Origin of the sequence: Vibrio sp. B1FIG11, assembly GCF_905175335.1 — a bacterium.
GTDB classification, from domain to species: domain Bacteria; phylum Pseudomonadota; class Gammaproteobacteria; order Enterobacterales; family Vibrionaceae; genus Vibrio; species Vibrio campbellii.
On the sequence record NZ_HG992752.1, the window covers coordinates 284,550 to 302,113 of the forward strand.

General features: G+C 45.7%; 20 protein-coding genes. 10 read left to right on the forward strand and 10 right to left on the reverse strand.

Annotation, left to right across the window (positions count from 1 at the left end; genetic code table 11):
* The first annotated feature begins 279 nt into the window (after positions 1-279).
* The 3 genes from KHO06_RS18150 to KHO06_RS18160 are packed head-to-tail and all read left to right on the forward strand — an operon-like array spanning position 280 to position 3,883.
* On the forward strand, positions 280-1,632 hold the full coding sequence (locus KHO06_RS18150) for a DASH family cryptochrome (protein ID WP_212583062.1): 1,353 nt from the start codon (positions 280-282) through the stop codon (positions 1,630-1,632).
* The gene (locus tag KHO06_RS18155; RefSeq protein ID WP_212583063.1) at positions 1,632-3,176 is read left to right on the forward strand and encodes a cryptochrome/photolyase family protein; all 1,545 of its coding nucleotides are present in this window, start codon (positions 1,632-1,634) and stop codon (positions 3,174-3,176) included. The genes KHO06_RS18150 and KHO06_RS18155 overlap by 1 nt, the downstream gene beginning before the upstream one ends.
* Positions 3,176-3,883, forward strand: coding sequence for an SDR family oxidoreductase (locus tag KHO06_RS18160; protein ID WP_212583399.1), 708 nt, complete (start codon positions 3,176-3,178; stop codon positions 3,881-3,883). Before KHO06_RS18155 ends, KHO06_RS18160 begins: the two co-directional genes overlap by 1 nt.
* 61 nt (positions 3,884-3,944) lie before the next feature.
* Here KHO06_RS18160 and KHO06_RS18165 read toward each other — a convergent pair whose 3' ends face one another.
* Both KHO06_RS18165 and msrB read right to left on the reverse strand, forming a co-directional pair.
* Positions 3,945-4,091, reverse strand: a complete 147-nt coding sequence (locus tag KHO06_RS18165) for a DUF2256 domain-containing protein (protein ID WP_010450720.1) — start codon at positions 4,089-4,091, stop codon at positions 3,945-3,947.
* A 44-nt stretch (positions 4,092-4,135) separates the two neighbouring features.
* Positions 4,136-5,278, reverse strand: a complete 1,143-nt coding sequence (gene msrB, locus KHO06_RS18170) for a peptide-methionine (R)-S-oxide reductase MsrB (RefSeq protein ID WP_212583064.1) — start codon at positions 5,276-5,278, stop codon at positions 4,136-4,138.
* Positions 5,279-5,462: 184 nt separating this feature from the next.
* Here msrB and KHO06_RS18175 point away from each other — a divergent pair, with 184 nt between their 5' ends.
* From KHO06_RS18175 to KHO06_RS18190, 4 genes are all read left to right on the forward strand, one after another.
* Positions 5,463-5,861, forward strand: coding sequence for an OsmC family protein (locus KHO06_RS18175; RefSeq protein WP_005530136.1), 399 nt, complete (start codon positions 5,463-5,465; stop codon positions 5,859-5,861).
* 111 nt (positions 5,862-5,972) lie between these two features.
* Complete coding sequence (locus KHO06_RS18180) at positions 5,973-6,527, forward strand: sugar O-acetyltransferase (RefSeq protein ID WP_005432520.1); 555 nt, start codon at positions 5,973-5,975, stop codon at positions 6,525-6,527.
* 121 nt (positions 6,528-6,648) lie between these two features.
* Positions 6,649-7,464, forward strand: coding sequence for a hypothetical protein (locus KHO06_RS18185; protein WP_212583065.1), 816 nt, complete (start codon positions 6,649-6,651; stop codon positions 7,462-7,464).
* A 44-nt stretch (positions 7,465-7,508) separates the two neighbouring features.
* On the forward strand, positions 7,509-7,742 hold the full coding sequence (locus KHO06_RS18190) for a hypothetical protein (RefSeq protein WP_212583066.1): 234 nt from the start codon (positions 7,509-7,511) through the stop codon (positions 7,740-7,742).
* A gap of 73 nt (positions 7,743-7,815) precedes the next feature.
* Here KHO06_RS18190 and KHO06_RS18195 read toward each other — a convergent pair whose 3' ends face one another.
* From KHO06_RS18195 to KHO06_RS18210, 4 genes are all read right to left on the reverse strand, one after another.
* Entirely contained in the window at positions 7,816-7,998 is a 183-nt protein-coding gene (locus tag KHO06_RS18195; protein ID WP_212583067.1) for a hypothetical protein, read from the reverse strand.
* A gap of 223 nt (positions 7,999-8,221) precedes the next feature.
* Positions 8,222-8,908 (reverse strand): YafY family protein, encoded by a 687-nt coding sequence (locus KHO06_RS18200; protein ID WP_212583068.1) that lies wholly within the window; start codon positions 8,906-8,908, stop codon positions 8,222-8,224.
* A gap of 16 nt (positions 8,909-8,924) precedes the next feature.
* Positions 8,925-9,239 (reverse strand): antibiotic biosynthesis monooxygenase, encoded by a 315-nt coding sequence (locus KHO06_RS18205; protein ID WP_212583069.1) that lies wholly within the window; start codon positions 9,237-9,239, stop codon positions 8,925-8,927.
* Positions 9,240-9,308: 69 nt separating this feature from the next.
* The gene (locus tag KHO06_RS18210; protein ID WP_038890623.1) at positions 9,309-10,217 is read right to left on the reverse strand and encodes a LysR family transcriptional regulator; all 909 of its coding nucleotides are present in this window, start codon (positions 10,215-10,217) and stop codon (positions 9,309-9,311) included.
* Positions 10,218-10,365: 148 nt separating this feature from the next.
* Between KHO06_RS18210 and yjjG the strand changes: the two genes are divergently transcribed.
* Positions 10,366-11,040 carry a pyrimidine 5'-nucleotidase gene (gene yjjG / locus KHO06_RS18215; protein WP_005438169.1) on the forward strand — a complete coding sequence of 225 codons (675 nt, stop codon included), beginning with the start codon at positions 10,366-10,368 and terminating at the stop codon, positions 11,038-11,040.
* Positions 11,041-11,131: 91 nt separating this feature from the next.
* Here yjjG and KHO06_RS18220 read toward each other — a convergent pair whose 3' ends face one another.
* A complete protein-coding gene (locus tag KHO06_RS18220; RefSeq protein ID WP_005432506.1) occupies positions 11,132-11,623 on the reverse strand; it encodes a hypothetical protein in 492 nt (163 codons plus the stop codon).
* Positions 11,624-11,882: 259 nt separating this feature from the next.
* Here KHO06_RS18220 and KHO06_RS18225 point away from each other — a divergent pair, with 259 nt between their 5' ends.
* Positions 11,883-12,422 carry an NUDIX hydrolase gene (locus KHO06_RS18225; protein WP_086370299.1) on the forward strand — a complete coding sequence of 180 codons (540 nt, stop codon included), beginning with the start codon at positions 11,883-11,885 and terminating at the stop codon, positions 12,420-12,422.
* Positions 12,423-12,543: 121 nt separating this feature from the next.
* On the opposite strand, the gene KHO06_RS18230 is transcribed toward KHO06_RS18225, so the two are convergent.
* The 3 genes from KHO06_RS18230 to KHO06_RS18240 form a co-directional block, all read right to left on the reverse strand.
* Positions 12,544-12,966, reverse strand: coding sequence for a hypothetical protein (locus KHO06_RS18230; protein WP_086370298.1), 423 nt, complete (start codon positions 12,964-12,966; stop codon positions 12,544-12,546).
* Positions 12,967-13,001: 35 nt separating this feature from the next.
* Positions 13,002-13,322 (reverse strand): DUF4377 domain-containing protein, encoded by a 321-nt coding sequence (locus KHO06_RS18235; RefSeq protein ID WP_045396683.1) that lies wholly within the window; start codon positions 13,320-13,322, stop codon positions 13,002-13,004.
* A 172-nt stretch (positions 13,323-13,494) separates the two neighbouring features.
* On the reverse strand, positions 13,495-14,751 hold the full coding sequence (locus tag KHO06_RS18240) for an SGNH/GDSL hydrolase family protein (protein ID WP_280519530.1): 1,257 nt from the start codon (positions 14,749-14,751) through the stop codon (positions 13,495-13,497).
* A 437-nt stretch (positions 14,752-15,188) separates the two neighbouring features.
* On the opposite strand from KHO06_RS18240, the gene KHO06_RS18245 reads away from it, so the two are divergent.
* Complete coding sequence (locus KHO06_RS18245; protein WP_212583070.1) at positions 15,189-17,564, forward strand: S8 family serine peptidase; 2,376 nt, start codon at positions 15,189-15,191, stop codon at positions 17,562-17,564.

Consider the following 17,564-nt stretch of genomic DNA (forward strand, 5'->3'; position numbering starts at 1 on the left):
GCAAGCAAAATGGAATTAGGTTAAGGGTAACGGATATAAAACAATATCGCTTTATTTTTTGTCATTTTTGCTTGGTTTTCTTAAAAAAAATGAGCAAAAAATCAAATACGTCTATGAATATTAGAGTTTGACTAAATAATTTATAGAATTAATTTTAACAAATTGTTTACCAAGGACTTTTGCTGAACAATTTGTAAACATAACAACTTACTGTCTGATCGTGAAGCAGCATTGTGCGTAAGAACTTGTATAAGCAAAAACACACATGGAACGCTTCTTTTGAATAAAACAATCGGACTGTACTGGTTTACCAACGATTTGAGGATGCATGATAACCCGCTGCTCGCCCGAGCCAGTGAGGAAGTCGACGCATTAATATGTGTCTATTGTTATCCGAAACTGTCTCCATTTTTAGCTCACTTCGCACAGGAATCGATGTTTGGGTCGGCCAAGCAGCAATTTTTAGATGAGTCATTACACTGCCTCAATCTGTCCTTGAATGCATTCGATCAGCGCTTACAGGTTGTTGACTTACATCCTTATCAAGCCATCAAACATGCTGTAGAGAAGCTTGGCGTGACACATCTGTATTGTGATGCGTTCCCTGGCTCAGAAGAGCAAGACGTGGTTGATCATATCCGCCAAGAATCAGAGCATTTAACGATTTGTCAGCAGGAAGTGCGCAGCCTACTTACCGTTGAAGACCTGCCATTTGCCCTTGAAGACTTGCCTGACACTTTTACTAAGTTTCGTAAAAAGGCGGAGAACGTATCGCTGGAGGAACCATTCGCCACAGTAACGGCCTTACCACCAACCCCCTTAGGACTTGCCTTGCCAACCTTACGACTGATTCGCGACGTTAAGCCTTGCCTGTTTACCGGTGGCGAGCAAGCAGGGCTTGAGCACGCTCGTCGGTATTTTTCCTCGACATTGGCCAGCGAATATAAGCAGACGCGCAATGGCTTGGATGGTATGGATTACTCGACTAAGTTTTCACCTTGGCTAGCTCATGGCTGCCTTTCGCCAAAAACTATTTATGCCATGCTCAAGCGTTATGAACGTTTGAAGGGAGCAAACGAGTCGACCTACTGGATTTACTTCGAGCTTTTATGGCGGGAGTACTTTTATTGGTATGCCCGTCGACACAAACGACAGCTTTTCCGATTCGGTGGCATCCAAAATCAAGCACCTCTCACCAGCTTTTATGCACATCGTTTTCAGCAATGGAAAAAGGGAGAAACCCCGTTTCCCATTGTGAACGCTTGCATGCACCAACTTAACGAAACAGGTTACATGTCCAACCGCGGCAGACAGTTGGCCGCCAGTTGTTTAGTGCATGAACTTGGCCTCGATTGGCGTTATGGCGCGGCGTACTTTGAATCACAATTGGTTGATTACGATGTAGCATCGAACTGGGGAAATTGGCAGTACCTAGCGGGCGTCGGTGCTGATCCGCGTGGTTCACGACAATTCAACCTCGAAAAGCAAACCGAAATGTACGATCCGCACATGGAGTTCATCGATAGGTGGAAAGGTCGTTGTGCTGGCGCGAATTTGGATAGTGTAGATATGGTCGATTGGCCTATCGTAATGGGCAGCAGTGACCAAGCTTCGTCACCGGAGAAACCGTAATGCAATTTGAAACCGTACGATTGATCTTGGGCGATCAACTTAACAGTGAGCACTCTTGGTTTCAGCAACCGGATAAGCAAGTGCTTTACCTGATCGCGGAGCTCAAGCAAGAGAATACTTACGTCACGCACCATATTCAGAAAGTGTGTGCGTTCTTTTCTGCAATGGAGCAGTTTGCGAAAGAGCGTCAGAGCGAAGGTCATCAAGTTTTGCATCTCACGTTGGATGACACACAATCCTTCGACGATCTGGAGCAAGTCTTAAATCACTACGTGGGCGAAGTTGGTGCAAGTAAGTTTGAATATCAACGCCCCGATGAATATCGACTGCTAGAGCAGTTAGCCAAACTAAAGCTTGATGGAGTAGTGACGCGTTGTGTTGATTCGGAACACTTTTTGTTGCCGTTTGAGGAAATAGAATCGCAGTTTCCTCAAGGCAAACACATCATGATGGAGCACTTTTATCGCCGTATGCGCAAGCGCTTCGACATCTTGATGCAAGACGGAAAACCTGTTGGCGGAAAATGGAATTACGATGCCAATAACCGTAACAAGCTCAAGGCCCAAGACATTGAAAAACTGCCACAACCTTTGATGTTCAGTACCGACGTCAGTGGCATTATTGAGCGGTTGGCACGACATGACATCAAAACCATCGGAAATCTCGAAGGAGACTTGTTGTGGCCAATTAATCGCGCGCAAAGCTTGTCTTTACTCGCGCATTTCTGCCAAGTCTGTCTGCCGCTGTTCGGACGTTTTCAAGACGCCATGACAGGTCAGCACGATGCTAAGTGGAGCTTGTATCACAGCCGAATTTCATTCTCGCTGAACAGCAAATTGCTACACCCGAGAGAAGTCATTGATGCATCACTCAAGGCATTTCATTCCAACGCGGACATCGACATTTCTCAGGTTGAGGGGTTCATTCGCCAAATCTTAGGATGGCGAGAGTACATTCGTGGTGTCTATTGGGCGAACATGCCTCATTACCCGAAAAAGAACGAGTTGGGCGCAGAAAGAAAGCTGCCAGACTTCTTTTGGAATGGCGAAACCAAAATGTCCTGTATGCGCAATGCAATTGGTCAGTCCCTCGATTACGCCTACGCACACCACATCCAACGTTTGATGGTCACTGGCAATTTTTGCTTGTTAACCGAGATCGACCCAGATCAAGTGGATGAGTGGTATCTCGGTATCTATGTTGATGCAATTGAGTGGGTAGAAATGCCAAACACTCGTGGCATGGCGTTGTTTGCGGACGGCGGTATTGTTGGTACCAAGCCTTACGCGGCGAGTGGCTCTTACATCAACAAGATGAGCGACTACTGCAAAGGCTGCTATTACGACAATAAAGCGCGCAGTGGCGAAGGCTCGTGTCCGTTAAACAGCTTGTATTGGCGTTTTATGAACAAGCACGACAAGCGTCTCGCAACCAATCCACGTATTGGGATGATTTTCCGCTCTTGGGACAACATGGAAGAACAGCAACGCCAAGCGATACTCGATACCGCAGAGCACTACATAGAAAACGTGGAGAACTTGTGATGGAAATACTCATCGTCGGTGGCAATGGTGGAATTGGTTTGGCGATGGCGCAAGAAGCCGTCGCTCGGTTCCCTCAAGCGCGTGTACATGCCACTTATCGTAAGCAGCAACCAGATTGGCAACATCCGAATGTGACTTGGTATCAGGCGGATGTGTCGCTTGATGAGCAAGTGAAAGCGCTTAGCGAGCAAATTGAACATGTCGACTGGCTGGTGAACTGCGTTGGTATGTTGCACATCCAAGAGAAAGGCCCAGAGAAGAACCTTAGCTCCCTCGACGCAGACTTTTTTCAGCAAACCATCATGGTTAATACTTTGCCAAGTTTGCTGTTGGCGAAATACTTCACGCCCAAGCTAAAGCGCAGTACCGAACCCAAGTTTGCGACCATTTCGGCCAAAGTTGGCAGTATTAGCGACAATCAGTTGGGGGGTTGGTACAGCTATCGTGCATCGAAAGCCGCATTAAACATGTTCCTCAAAACCATGTCGATCGAATGGCAAAGAATGGTCAAGCACGGCACGGTGCTATCACTTCACCCAGGCACCACGGACACCGCTTTGTCGGCACCTTTTCAAACAAACGTGCCAGAGGGAAAGCTGTTCACGCCAGAGCGAGTTGCTAAGGATTTATTAGGCTTGATAGAAAAAGCAACCCCGCAAGATAGCGGGGCGTTTTGGGCTTATGATGGGACGTTATTACCTTGGTAAGAGAACGCGTACAAACGTTGATACAAAGGAAATAGCGTTTTCCAGAGAGGGTCGGAGTGCCCTACGTTTTCGTTGATCTATTTCTTCGGCAACGCTCAGAACAATAAACGATTTCCTCCCAATTTCGCGCCCACTTCTTTCTCCAAGAAAATGGGCGCTGACAGACTGGACAGACTTTCATGGGAAGGTTGGATTTAAAACCTTTCATCGCGCTGAATGTTCACTCCTAATTTGGTTAACACAGAGGTCTAGCTACTTATCAAATAGGTAGAGATAATCGCCATAGCCTAAACTCGCCATCTTGTTCACTGGTACAAACTCCATTGCGGCTGAATTCATGCAGTAACGTAATCCCGTCGGCTTTGGACCATCTTTAAATACATGGCCAATATGCGAATCACCAAACTTACTGCGGATCTCTGTGCGCGGATAAACCAGTTTAAAGTCGGTTTTCTCTACGATGTAGCCGGGGTTAATTGGTCTGGTAAAACTTGGCCACCCTGTGCCAGATTTATACTTATCGGTTGATGAAAACAAAGGCTCGCCGGTGACGATATCAACGTAAATGCCTGCTTCTTTGTTGTCCCAATACTTGTTGTTGAAAGGACGCTCCGTACCTTCTTCTTGTGTCACGTAGTATTGAAGCTCAGTCAATTTAGCTTTGATTTCTTTGTCTGAAGGCTTCTCGTAAACCTTCACTTTCGACACCTGCTCTTTTTCGTTGATAAGTTCACGCAGTGTTTTTGGGTTGTCTTTACGATCATCACCAAACACTTCGTCGAGGTATTTATCGCGACCTGATGCGTAGCGGTAGTATTTGTACTTCAGGCTACTCTTCTTGTAGTAATCCTGATGGTACGACTCCGCAGGGTAGAACTTTTCAAACTCGATCAGCTCTGTTTTCAACGGTTTTGGATAGATCATCGCCTTGTCGATTTCCATCATAAACTGCTCAGCTATCTGCTTTTGCTCGGCATTATGATAGAAGATCGCCGGGCGGTATTGGGGACCACGGTCGACGAATGAGCCTTTGGCGTCAGTCGGGTCGATATGGCGGAAGAAGTAATCCAATACTTGTTCGTAATTCACGACAGCAGGATCGTACTTCACCTCAATCACTTCAATATGGCCGGATTTGCCAGAAGAGACTTGTCGATAAGTTGGATTCTCTAAATCACCGCCTGAATAACCAGAGACAACGTCTAATACGCCAGGCAATTGTTCTAAATCTGACTCGGTACACCAGAAGCAGCCACCCGCAAGTGTTGCAATGTCAGTTTTACCAGATGCGTTCATCTTATCCATGGTATCGGCAGTACCTGTTTTACTTAGCAAGATGAACAGTACAGGGAGTGTGAATGAGAATCCCACCAACAACTTAGATACTTTCTTCATAACTTCCTCAAACGTCATTTTCTCAATGAATCTTACGTAACAGGACAGACTGAAGAGCGAAAAAATTACAGTGAAGATGAAAATTTCTTTGCCCTTTTTTTCAAGGGGGCTACAGTAACGGCATAAAATACACGCTCATCGGAAGACAATCATCGGTGAGGCAGAAGCATTAATGAGGGAAACCATGCAAGCAGAAGTAAAATGGGTCGAAGACTTTAAATTCCTGGGTCAGTCTCAATCTGGTCACTCAGTCGTGATGGATGGTAATGGCGGTGCAACAGCGCCAAGTCCGATGGAAATGGTTCTTATGGCCGCAGGTGGTTGTAGTTCTGTAGACGTTGTTGATGGTCTGAAAACGGCAGGCCAGAAAGTGGCTTCTGTTAACGCGAAGCTAACCACGGAACGTCGTGAAACCGCGCCACGCATCTTTACTCAGGTGAACATTCACTTTGAAGTTTCTGGTGAAGCACTAGACCCAGAAATCGTAGCTAAAGTGGCGGCGGACTCATTGGAAAAATACTGCTCAGTGTGCCTAATGCTAGGTGAAGGTGTTGAGATGACCCACAGCTGGGAAATCGTATAACTCCGACGTGACACAACGACAAAATAGGAAAGAGAAAAGCCCGTGCTTTTCTCTTTTTTTATTCCTCTTTTACGCTAATCTAGCTTGGTCAAAAGTTGTAGGAATGATCCAGTGACCGAATTAGAGAAAATGATGTCGGGCCAAATATTTGATGGTACCGATAAAGAAATCGAAGCAATGCGTTCTAGTGCTACTCATGCGTTGATGGCGTTTAATAACAATACCGATGAATCTCAACGCGATGCGCTTCAAAAGAATCTATTTGGTAAAGTTGGGCGAAGCATCATCCAAGCTCCGCTGCATTGTGAATTTGGTAAGACGATTGAAATCGGCGAAGAGACCTTCATCAATATGAATGTCGTGATGTTGGATGGCGCTAAAATCACCATTGGTAACCACGTTCTTATCGGCCCTAGTGTTCAATTCTATACCGCTTCGCACTCTCTGGATTACCGTAGCCGACTCAAGTGGGAAACCTTTTGTAAGCCAATCACAGTTGAAGATAGCGTCTGGATTGGTGGCAATTCGGTGATCAACCAAGGGGTAACTATTGGTGCTCGCTCAGTCATTGCTGCTAACTCAGTGGTAAACAGCGATGTTCCACCAGATTGTCTATATGGCGGTACGCCTGCCAAATTGATTCGTCGCTTAAACGAGGACGAGTAATCACACATACTCTCGGCGCTTATTCTCATAATCAATAAGCGCTTATTTACATATCGGTTTTATTAATTTATAAATTTCATGTGCTTATGTTTGTCGCCTGCGAAATTTGTAAGAAGAATGTATGAAGCTGAAAGTTGTAAGTATTTGCTTAATTGTTGTTGCGGTGTTCGCGAGCGCTCGCCTCTATTTTGATGCCCAAAAGCTCGTGCTTCCGCAATGTCCCCAAGAAGAAAAAGTCGAGACTTGGGTTCAATTCGTATTTGACTACTCCATTCTCAGCGATTTCGACATAGAAGCATTGGAAGCACGAATCGAGGAAGACTTAGCCTTTTCAAATCTTATTCTCTCAAACTCATGTATCCCCATGATTCGTAAGAGTGCTGGTTATGAATTCTTCGATGCTCGCAACGCGAAGCCAGCGGACATGTTGTCCTCCCATTATGAACTTAATCTGCAACACCGCAATTTGTTGGAACGCGCGTACCAAGAGCCAAACTTCTATGTTGTGCTAGTCCTAAGTGAAGACAACAGTTACTTTGATTATGAGTACAAAATCGCCGAAACGTGGGTCGATCTGTTTCCTAACTTTGTGGTTTCTGATGTACGAGCTGCTCCATTCGCCTTGGAGCATGAGCTAGGGCATTTAGCGTGGGCACAACATGATTTAGAAACACTGTCATCTCAGCTTCAGAGTAGAACACTCAACTCCATGACGACAGAGGATAACCAATCTCAGATCAAGCGTTATGCTCATGCTGCTTTGTGTGGTGATTCTGGAACCATCATGAGCTACTCAGACAACCTCCTACCTGTGTATTCCAGTCCAAATATTACCTATCAAGGCCAAGCCTGTGGGGACGTCGAAACCGCCGACAATGCTCGACTATTAACTGAGTATGCGCGAGCGCTGAGGGAAAAGGTCAGTGCGAGGCTTTAACGAGACAATTTTTAGAAAACAGAATCGATTTCAAGGAGCTTAGTATGTATAAAAAGACGGAAGTTGTTATGTGTCCTTCGTGTGGTGTGGAAACGCATCATGTTGTGGTGTTGGTCAGAAAGAAAAGTGCTTTGGAGGGAGATAAGAATCGCAGTAAGAAGGAATTCATTTCTGGCTTTCTAAAAAGCACAGTGTTTGGTGCTTTCCTTGCGTCTATGGATGAGTTCTCTCGTCATCTAATCTGCGAAAACTGCGGCAACAAGATCATTCAAGATTGATCGTGATAGCCAACTACCAATCAAACAAAAATGAGCTCGAGTATTGAGCTCATTTTTTATCGCTGCCTGTTACTTAAGAATGGAAGATGACTTGCTCGTCTTCCGTCATTACAAGCGTCGCTTTGTTTTGTTCGATAAGTTGTGCGGTATAAGAAGGCGTCACGGCTTGCATCTCGCCTTTTGCCTTAAGAGCCAGAGATTCCCACGCTTGATCACGATATTTACCCGCTTGGGTGTATTGAATCAGTACTTTCATAGCTTCACACTCCGGTGTGGTTGACGTGCTACTTAAGTTAGCGCTCCTATGGTGGTTGCGCACCTGTTAAAAATGAAACATTAGATTAACTAAATGTTCATGTGCGTAGTGTAGCAATATGCACGGACTCTAAGTGTCAGATAATAAATGGTTTTTCTTTAATAAGGCGTTTAGATTTGCACTACATCCCCATTCAGAGGCATTTTTGTACAATGCATGAGATTCAATCCCTCGGCTTATACTGTGCAATATAGTGCTTGAGAGATTTGGTTTCTTCTACAAAGAATTCTTCATCATGCATTCGCATCGTTTGGATTCGATCTAGGCGGAATTGGCGATAATCTTGGCGTAGTTCGCACCATGCGACGAGTGTCCAAACCTTGCCCCAAAAGAACTGGCCTAACGGTTGGATTTTACGTTCGGTCACTTGCCCGCTCTCGTCCTCATAATCCAAGCTGACCTTAAAGTTGTTATCGATGGCATGACGCAGCAATTGTCCGCGTTTCGCGCTTTCTGACTGGATGTGATACTCAGGTACAATCAGTGGGCAGTCTTCCACTTGTTGTTTGAGTTTGTCGGGCAATACGGAAAGGATTTTAGCAGAAGCGGATCGCGAGGCATCGGCGAGCTCGGCATCAGACCAAGAGCGTACCATACGCATACCGAGCTCTAGTGCCATCATCTCTTTTTCGCTGAACATTAATGGCGGTAAATGAGAGCCGGCTTGTAGCATATAACCGACTCCAGCTTCTCCTTGAATGGGAACTCCAGAGTTCAGCAACGACTGAATATCACGATAAATAGTGCGCTCGCTGACTTGCATGGTGTCTGCCAGCTCTTTTGCTGTCACCGCATAACGTTTAGCACGTAACAAAGTCAGTAGTTCAAACAGTCGCTCTGATTTGCTCATGGTGTTCCTATCTCGGTTAGTCTTCTAATTCGCTGCACATCTTCACGCTGTGATGTTTCATCTCAACACTTTCGGGCTCAATCAGGTTCATTAGCGGTTTACAATCTTCGCATTGAGTAAACAGTTTGCTTGCATTCGTTGCGTCTGCCTGTGACCGCCAGTAAATGATATCAGTCCACGTATTACTTGCAGCCTCGTGACTCAATGAGCGGTATAAAAAACCTGGCTGTTGTTTCACGAAGTTTTGTGACTGTTCTGCCGCAGCGATAAAGTCTTGTTCTGCTGCGCCATTGGTCAGACGAAATTGTACAGTTTCAATCACAGTTTCCATGTTTTTTCCTTATTTCTGTGGGTTGGTTAAGTTCGAAATAAGGTTAACGTGATGGAGTGTCAGAACCTGTCAGTAGCGATCCCAGTACGGTGTATCAGTGCCGAGCTTTTCGCTGATGAAGTCGATGAACACACGTACTTTCAATGGCATGTGCTTGCGTTCTGGAAACACCGCATAGATGGCATGCTCTGGTAATGCGAACTCTTCCATCAGTGGTTTTAAGTTACCAGCAGCAAAGTCTTTCCCTGCAATAAAAGTCGGTAATTGAGCGATACCAGAACCTCTCAAAAGCAACTGGCGAATCGCTTCGCTGTTGTTGACCACAAAGTTGCCTTTGGGTAGCACTTTATACTCGCTACCGCTGTTGATAAACATCCACTCGACGCCGCCTCGGAAATACGAATAACGCAAACAGTTGTGCGTCACCAAATCGCTTGGTTTGGTTGGTACGCCAAATTCTTCTAAATATTCTGGAGAGGCGCACAGTACGCTTTTACACGGAGCAAGGCGCTTAGCGACAAGGTTAGAAGTTGCAAGTTCGCCAATGCGAATCCCCAAATCAAAGCCTTGTTCAACCAAATCCACCATGGCGTCTTCTAGCTGTAAATCGACCTCAATTTTCGGGTAACGTGCGAGAAATTCGCTGATAAGTGGCGCAACGTGCAAAACACCGAAAGACATCGGTGCAGTGATTTTGAGCCTACCTTGCGGTGAGCCTTGCAACTCGGAAACGGCATCGACACCTTGTTGAGCAAGGTTCACTGCTTGTGAAGCGTACTCGAAGTATCGACGTCCAGCTTCGGTTAAGCTGAGCTTTCTTGTGGTGCGATTAAGCAAGCGAATACCGAGGTCATCTTCGAGTTGATTAATGCGTTTGCTGATCGCCGATTTGGTGAGGTTCAACTGCTTGGCAGCAAGGGAAAAGCTGCCGCATTCGACGACAGCGACAAATACTGGCAGTGACGCAATGGCATTCACGGTGTGCTCCTAGGTTATTGGGGTATCTATTATTAGTTATACTGTTGAGCAAAACGCTACAATCATTTTCCAATTATAGAGATTATCTTAAAGAAGAAAACAATTAGACTATGTGGCAGAAAACGACCTGGATATTGGAAAGAAGAAAATGAAATACGATTGGATCTTGTTTGACGCTGACGAAACCTTGTTTCACTTTGATGCCTTCAAAGGTTTACAGCTGATGTTTTCTCGCAAAGGCGTAGATTTTACCGAGCAAGATTTTGCCCATTACCAAACGGTGAACAAGCCACTTTGGGTGGATTACCAAGATGGTAAAGTGACAGCAGATGAGCTGAAGCATAAACGCTTTACGGAGTGGGCAGAAAAGCTCAACACCACAACGGCGGATCTCAACAGTGCATTCCTAGAAGCGATGGCAGACATCTGCACGTTGCTGCCGGGCGCGAAAGAACTGATGGAAGCGCTACAAGGTAAAGCCAAAATGGGCATCATCACCAATGGTTTTACCGAACTGCAAGCGATTCGCCTAGAGCGCACAGGCATGAGCGATTACTTCGAGCATGTGGTGATTTCTGAGCAAGTTGGTATTGCTAAGCCGGATCTGGGTATCTTTGAATACGCGATGACACAAATGGGTAACCCATGTAAGACGCGTGTCTTGATGGTGGGTGACAACCTGCATTCTGATATCTTGGGTGGCAACAACTTCGGTATTGAAACATGCTGGCTGAACACCACAGGTGCAAGTGTGGATGAGCGTATTGCACCAAGCTACACGGTGGAATCGTTGAACGAGCTTAAGAGCATCCTCGTCGCTTAAGCTTAAGTGAACAAGTAAACGAAAAAAGCGCTGATTTCTCAGCGCTTTTTTGTTTTTATCGATGTTGTTTTGCATTCATCGACCTTGCTTATTAGCTAGCGTTATTTTCAGCCAATTCACGTTGTGCTTGTTGTTCTTTCTCACCAAGTTTGAAGTAAATCTTACCGACGATGACTTCTGAAATCAGGATGGTAAACACCACCGCAAAGAAGGCGACGACACCGTTCCAAGGACCACTAAAGTCAACCTTGTCACCGAACAGAATGTTAATGGCTTCTAGCATGATGAACTTCGAACCGACCAAGATAACGTAAGTCGAGATACCACGGTAAATCTTAGGTGCCGTACCCGGCTTCGATTTAAAGTACTCTGCAATTTTGTGTTCCGCTTTAATAGACAGCTTCAAAAGCAACTGAAGTAGCAATGCCGCGGCGAAAGAAATCGTAAATGAATCAATGGTTACGAAATCCCAGTATTCGTCATAGAAGTTCAGTACCGTAAGGTCTACCAATACCGCCAAGGTATAACCAACAAACAGACGTTGTGGAGTGTTGAAACCGTAGACTTTATCCGATGCGCTCATAAGAACCCTCAATCAATAGTGAACAAGTTTGCAAAGCCATGCCTTGCGTCGATGGGTTAACTATATGAGTTCCTCGAATTGAAAACTTGCCATTTCGCGCCATCGTAATCATTGCAATGAATGATTGTTTTGATGCGATATATTGAATACCAATAAGCGCGTTGAATTTGAAAACCGTCTACAAACTGACACGCAAACAGCGTTAGAATGGCTTCTAATCCAATAATTAATTTCTAAGAATCAAGCAGTAAGGACTCTCATGGCAGACATCAAGCAGCTCGACAGCAAAGTGGTGTATCAAAACAAGTGGATGACGGTACGTGAAGATAAGATCCAACGTCCTAGCGGAGCTGAAGGCATCTACGGTGTGGTCGACAAGCCAGACTGTGCAGCGATTCTGGCTATCGATAACGGCGTGATTCACTTAGTACAGCAGTTTCGTTACACCGTAGGGCAACGTTGTTGGGAAATCCCGCAAGGCGCGTGGGAATCAAATCCAGATGCGGATCATCTTGAGCTAGCAAAAGGTGAGCTTCGAGAAGAGACGGGCATGCAGGCCAATAAGATGGAATACGTTGGTGCGCAGTTCATCGCTTATGGATTCTTAAACCAGACTTGTCATGTGTATTTTGCGAGTGAGTTGTCTGAAGTGGGCAATCTGCTAGACAGTGAAGAAGAAGACTTGATCACACGCTCGTTCACAGTTGAAGCGTTCGAGCAAATGATGATAGATGGTGAAATCAAAGACTGCGTCACCATCGCCGCTTATGGTTTGGCGAAATTGAAAGGCTTGGTGTAAGCAAAACGAAGCTTCTAAGTTACTCAAGGTGATAAGCTAAAAGGCTCGTGATGAGCCTTTTCGTGTTTAATATTGAGATGACTCAACGCCGCTTTTTATTGCCACAGATGCTAGCGTGATGCTATTCACCGCCACCATCTCCACCGCCGTCTCCTCCAAAGTCTCCTCCATCAGCATCGAAATCATCCGAATCGGTAGCGGGCTGTTGTTTGTGGCTGTCTTGAATCTCCGCGTAAGTCAGTAAAGCACTGACGCTCACCAGAGCCGTCGCTTGGTCAAACAAAGCAAGTGAGACTTCTGATTGGAATTCAGCATGTTCACCGAGCTCTTGGCTTAGACCCATCGGCACGTAAGCGGCTTGGCTAATCAACATGCCGTATGCGATCAGGGCAAAGGCATCATCTGTCTTGCCATTTTCTTTCAGCGCCCAATCGATCTCTTCCTTTGAGTAATCCGCTTTCTCACCATACTTGAGCGCTAATTTCGGCGTGATATCTTTTGCGATTTCTCGAATTTGGCGGTTTCGTTTCCAATTTCCAAACATAGGAATTTCCTTTCAATGGGCGATGAATCGTATTGTTATCGCTTCTCTAGTACTTCAATGAGTTCATATCGATATAAGCTAGCGTCGGCAGGCACATTTTCAGGAGTGAACTGCTGGATGCGCTTTATTTGTAAGGTGTACTCATAGCCGGGTTCAAACTCGAAACCGTCTATTTGTTCATAGAAGTAGTTACCATCTACTACCATGCATTTCATCGGAGCCACACCGACACAGTCTACGAGCTCTGGAGCAATGTTAATTGTCATTATGTTCACGGAGTCATCTGACTGATGTTGAGCACACCCAAATAGCGTTGCAGCCATTAAGGGTAAGAACACACAGCGTTTTAGATTCATTTGTAGCTCCTCATAGGTTTACCAAATCATCATAGCAAGACTGACAATAAATGATGGTAAACCCTCGATAAAAAAGATAAACCCAAGCCGAACGTTTTTGCTTGGGTCTGTCTCTAACTGCTATTGATAGAACCTCTCAAATGTTGAGAGGTTCTAGGTTCTAATAGACCGCTTAGAATGGATGATTCGAAAGTTGGTCAGTGGTTTCTAGCATATCCTTAGCCACGTAGCGATGTGTTGCTGTGGTCGGGTGGGTAACATCCCAGAATACAAATTTATCTGACCCAACGGACGCACATTCAGAACGCAGCGAATGTTTGTACAAGTAATCAGCAGCAGACGAGCGATTGATGTCTTGGCATGCTTCCGTTGCGTTACTGAAGCCATGTTGTTCAGGGTTAGCTGTCAAGCTAGCAAAGAGTGCATGGGTGTCGTGCAACGTAATGTTGAGCCCCTGTGCTGTGTAGTAAGCTGCTTGCGCTTTGATAAATTCGTTCATCTCAAGGATTTTTGCACGGATTGTGTCGATTTCTTCTTGGCTAGAATATTTGAACTGAGGCGCATAGGTCGCGTCAGGTAGGGTCATGAGTAAGAAGTTTCTTGCGCCAGCATCACTCAGTTTTATCAAGGCCTCCGAATAATCTGCTTTTACTTCTGGAACACTGCGGTTGTAGTTCATGAAGTCATTCAAACCAAACTCAAGAGTGAACAGGGTATTGGCAGGGTTGTAGTTTTTCGCCAGCTGCATATAAGCAAGGTAAGAAGAGACTTGTTCTCCAACGCCCGTTAGCGCGATGTATTGATTTTCGCCAGCAGCGCCGCCCACTGCCCAGTTGTATAGCGGTAAGTTCTTCGCTTGAGCAATGTATTCTGTCCATACAAACCCGTTAGAGAAATGCCCTAAGAACCAGCTGTTTGGATTCGGGAATCGCCATTGTGATGCGTTAAAGATATTACCGGTATCCGACAAGCTGTCACCCAATGCCACGACCTTGTTGATTTGATCTGGCTGCATCACAGGATCATTACTCCAAATCGAGTGGTTGTATGACCAACGGTTATCGGCAGCGAAGTAGGTAATGTCGGCATTTTCGTTTGCAAGATCGAGTGTTTGTTCACAGCGCTGCTTGATCACGCTTTGTGGTGTATTGGTATAGAACATGTTTTTAAACGAGAGTGCGTTCCACCAATAGCCTTCGATAGTGAAATAACTGCCATCTGGATTTTCTGCCCACTCCCAGTCGGTTTCTGGGTCATCATGTGAATAACTAGTTCGATACCAGCATCGTACGTAGGTGTATGTTTGCTTTTGTTGTGCGCTTCTCACTTCTGAGGCATTTAGCTGGTAAGAAGGCTCTGATGAGTCGGCTGCGTGAGCAAGATTTAATGGTAGTAATAATGCACTAAGTAACGTAATGGTCTTATTCATGATTCACTCTCTTTAATGATAATCGTCATGATTTAGATGAGAAGTTATCTCATCAACTCTCCTCATTCTGGGTAAATACGCCATTCAGTCAAATATCTAATTATTCATTTTATCAATTTTGGTACCGCAATCGTATTTCAATAGATTTGGTAAATAGTATAATTTTATAAAATGTAGAATAATTACTCACTAACATTAATTTAACATGCACTTTTTGTGTAATTAAGTAATTGCTTTATAAGTAAAATAGTTAATTTTTAATGTTAACTATAACTGTTGATTAAATGATCCTTTATTAATAATCATATATTTATAAAATGAATTATTTGGATTTTTTAACAGATGCTCTATAGCTGATTAGCTCATGCATAACTCATGGTTATGATTTTTCATGAGCATAAAGTGAATAAAAATCAGCTCAAAAAGGAATAGAGCAAATGCACTACACAACAAATAAATTAAATGGCTTGTTTTCATTGTCTGCCGTTGCAGTTGCGATGACTTTTTCGATGTCAGCGCATGCGGCTCCTCTGACGGGGTTCGACGAATCTAACTTGCCGACCAAATACATCGTCAAATTTAAAGAAGATACGTCCAGTCCTTCAGCATTGGGTGGGAACTCATTCTGGGGTCCACGCATCGCGCAAGAATCGGTTTTAGATCAGCTCAAGGCGCGTAAAGTGGAAAAGCTAGGGAACCGCGCGATCTACAGCGTGGAGATGGAAGACTCGGAATTGGGGCAATTGCGTAACCGCAGCGATGTGGAATACGTTGAAATTGACCCACCGCGTTATCTGTTAAGTGAGACTATCCCTTGGGGCTATGAGGCGGTGAACGCTCAGCTTCTGGATGACTCGAATGCAGGGAATCGCACCGTGTGTATCATCGACTCGGGTTACGATCTGGCGCACAACGATCTGAGTGGTAACCGAGTGTCGGGTACAAACGACAGCGGTACCGGCTCTTGGAGTGTTCCGGGGAACAACAACGCTCACGGTACACACGTAGCGGGTACGATTGCCGCGATTGCCAACACGGAAGGCATCAAAGGCGTTATGCCAAACCAAAACGTAAATTTGCACATCGTCAAGGTGTTCAATGAAGCGGGTTGGGGCTACTCATCCAGCTTGGTGAAAGCGGTACAAACTTGTGCTGACAACGGTGCGAATGTGGTCAACATGAGCCTTGGTGGTAGCCAATCAAGTGTGACGGAGAAAAACGCGTTGCAAACCATTTACGACCAAGGCGTGCTGCTGATTGCTGCTGCGGGTAATAGCGGGAATACTGCGCACAGCTACCCAGCGTCTTACGATTCGGTAATGTCTGTTGCGGCGGTGGATGATAAGCGTGATCACGCGGCGTTCTCTCAAGCGACAGACCAAGTTGAAATCGCAGGTCCGGGTGTAGCAATTCTGTCTACGGTGACAGTGGGCGAGGGTAAGCTTTCAGACATTCGCTTGAACGGTGTTAGCCAGTTCGATCGTGGCATCGTTCCTCACAACCGCTTGATCCAATCGGGCGGCAGTTACGGTCCTGATCCTGTTGTCGGTTCTATTACGGCGACACTAGCAAGCTGTGACGTATCCGGTAGCAGCTTCAGCTGTGGCGATATGTCGGGCAAGATCTGTTTGACCGAGCGTGTGGGCAACCAATCATCTGGTAATTACCCAGAAATCGATGCAGTTCAAGCGTGTTACAACGCAGGTGCGAGTGCAGCGATTGTGTACAGTAACTCCGAGCTACCGGGCTTGCAGAATCCTTTCCTAGTCGATCAAAACAACGCGGCGCGTATTGTGTCGGTGACAGTTGATCGTGCCTTCGGTCAGGAGCTGTTGGGTTACGTTGGTCAAGACATCACGGTATCGACCACTAAGGGTGAAGACTACGAGTACTACAATGGTACTTCGATGGCAACGCCACACGTAACCGGTGTTGCGGGTTTGGTGTGGAGCTACCATCCAACCTGCACTGCAGCGCAAGTACGTAACGCGCTGATCAAGACAGCAACGGACATTGACGTAACAGGTCGTGATAACCGCACTGGTCATGGTCTTGTGAATGCTGAGGCTGCGAAACAATACCTAGACGCTGGCTGTAATGGTCCGGATGGCGGCGGCTCTGGCAACGACAACGTTCTAGAAAACGGTGTAGCGAAAACACAGCTTTCTGGCGGCAGCAAATCAAGCACAGTATTTGTGTTTGACGTCCCTGCGGATGCAACGCAAGCGACATTCAACATGAGTGGTGGCTCTGGTGATGCTGACCTTTACGTGCGCTTTAATGGCACACCAAGCACCAGCACTTACGACTGTCGTTCATGGGCGGGCGGTAATGGCGAAAGCTGTAGCTTGAACGTATCTGGCGCAGGGCAATATGAAGTATTGGTTTACGGCTACAGCGCGTACTCTGGTGTTTCTCTTGTCGCGACGCATAACGGTTCGGGTGATTCATCTGGTGGCGGCTCTACACCTTCTAGCTACACCAACTCGGATGCGGTAGCGATTCCTGATAACAAAGCGTCTGGCGTTGTAAGCTCATTAGATGTGGCTCGCTCTGGCGATGCAGGTTCAGTGACTATCGATTTGGATATCACTCACACCTACATTGGTGATCTTTATGTCACATTAACGTCGCCAGATGGTGGTCAAGTGGTACTGCACGACAACGCGGGCGGCAGTGCGAACGACATTAAAACCAGTTTCCAAGCGGATTTCTCTGGTTTTGAATCACAAGGCACATGGGAACTTAAAGCGGTGGACAATGCCAGAAGAGACACAGGTACCATCAACAGTTGGACTCTAACCTTTCAATAA

Excerpts from the sequence above, each read along its gene's own strand:
- KHO06_RS18185 (WP_212583065.1), top strand. The coding sequence starts at position 6,649 with ATGAAGCTGAAAGTTGTAAGTATTTGCTTAATTGTTGTTGCGGTGTTC.
- KHO06_RS18205 (WP_212583069.1), bottom strand. The coding sequence starts at position 9,239 with ATGGAAACTGTGATTGAAACTGTACAATTTCGTCTGACCAATGGCGCA.
- KHO06_RS18230 (WP_086370298.1), bottom strand. The coding sequence starts at position 12,966 with ATGTTTGGAAATTGGAAACGAAACCGCCAAATTCGAGAAATCGCAAAA.
- KHO06_RS18160 (WP_212583399.1), top strand. The coding sequence starts at position 3,176 with ATGGAAATACTCATCGTCGGTGGCAATGGTGGAATTGGTTTGGCGATG.
- KHO06_RS18220 (WP_005432506.1), bottom strand. The coding sequence starts at position 11,623 with ATGAGCGCATCGGATAAAGTCTACGGTTTCAACACTCCACAACGTCTG.
- KHO06_RS18175 (WP_005530136.1), top strand. The coding sequence starts at position 5,463 with ATGCAAGCAGAAGTAAAATGGGTCGAAGACTTTAAATTCCTGGGTCAG.
- KHO06_RS18225 (WP_086370299.1), top strand. The coding sequence starts at position 11,883 with ATGGCAGACATCAAGCAGCTCGACAGCAAAGTGGTGTATCAAAACAAG.
- KHO06_RS18245 (WP_212583070.1), top strand. The coding sequence starts at position 15,189 with ATGCACTACACAACAAATAAATTAAATGGCTTGTTTTCATTGTCTGCC.
- msrB (WP_212583064.1), bottom strand. The coding sequence starts at position 5,278 with ATGAAGAAAGTATCTAAGTTGTTGGTGGGATTCTCATTCACACTCCCT.
- yjjG (WP_005438169.1), top strand. The coding sequence starts at position 10,366 with ATGAAATACGATTGGATCTTGTTTGACGCTGACGAAACCTTGTTTCAC.
- KHO06_RS18155 (WP_212583063.1), top strand. The coding sequence starts at position 1,632 with ATGCAATTTGAAACCGTACGATTGATCTTGGGCGATCAACTTAACAGT.
- KHO06_RS18190 (WP_212583066.1), top strand. The coding sequence starts at position 7,509 with ATGTATAAAAAGACGGAAGTTGTTATGTGTCCTTCGTGTGGTGTGGAA.
- KHO06_RS18235 (WP_045396683.1), bottom strand. The coding sequence starts at position 13,322 with ATGAATCTAAAACGCTGTGTGTTCTTACCCTTAATGGCTGCAACGCTA.
- KHO06_RS18195 (WP_212583067.1), bottom strand. The coding sequence starts at position 7,998 with ATGAAAGTACTGATTCAATACACCCAAGCGGGTAAATATCGTGATCAA.
- KHO06_RS18165 (WP_010450720.1), bottom strand. The coding sequence starts at position 4,091 with ATGAAAGGTTTTAAATCCAACCTTCCCATGAAAGTCTGTCCAGTCTGT.
- KHO06_RS18200 (WP_212583068.1), bottom strand. The coding sequence starts at position 8,908 with ATGAGCAAATCAGAGCGACTGTTTGAACTACTGACTTTGTTACGTGCT.
- KHO06_RS18240 (WP_280519530.1), bottom strand. The coding sequence starts at position 14,751 with ATGAATAAGACCATTACGTTACTTAGTGCATTATTACTACCATTAAAT.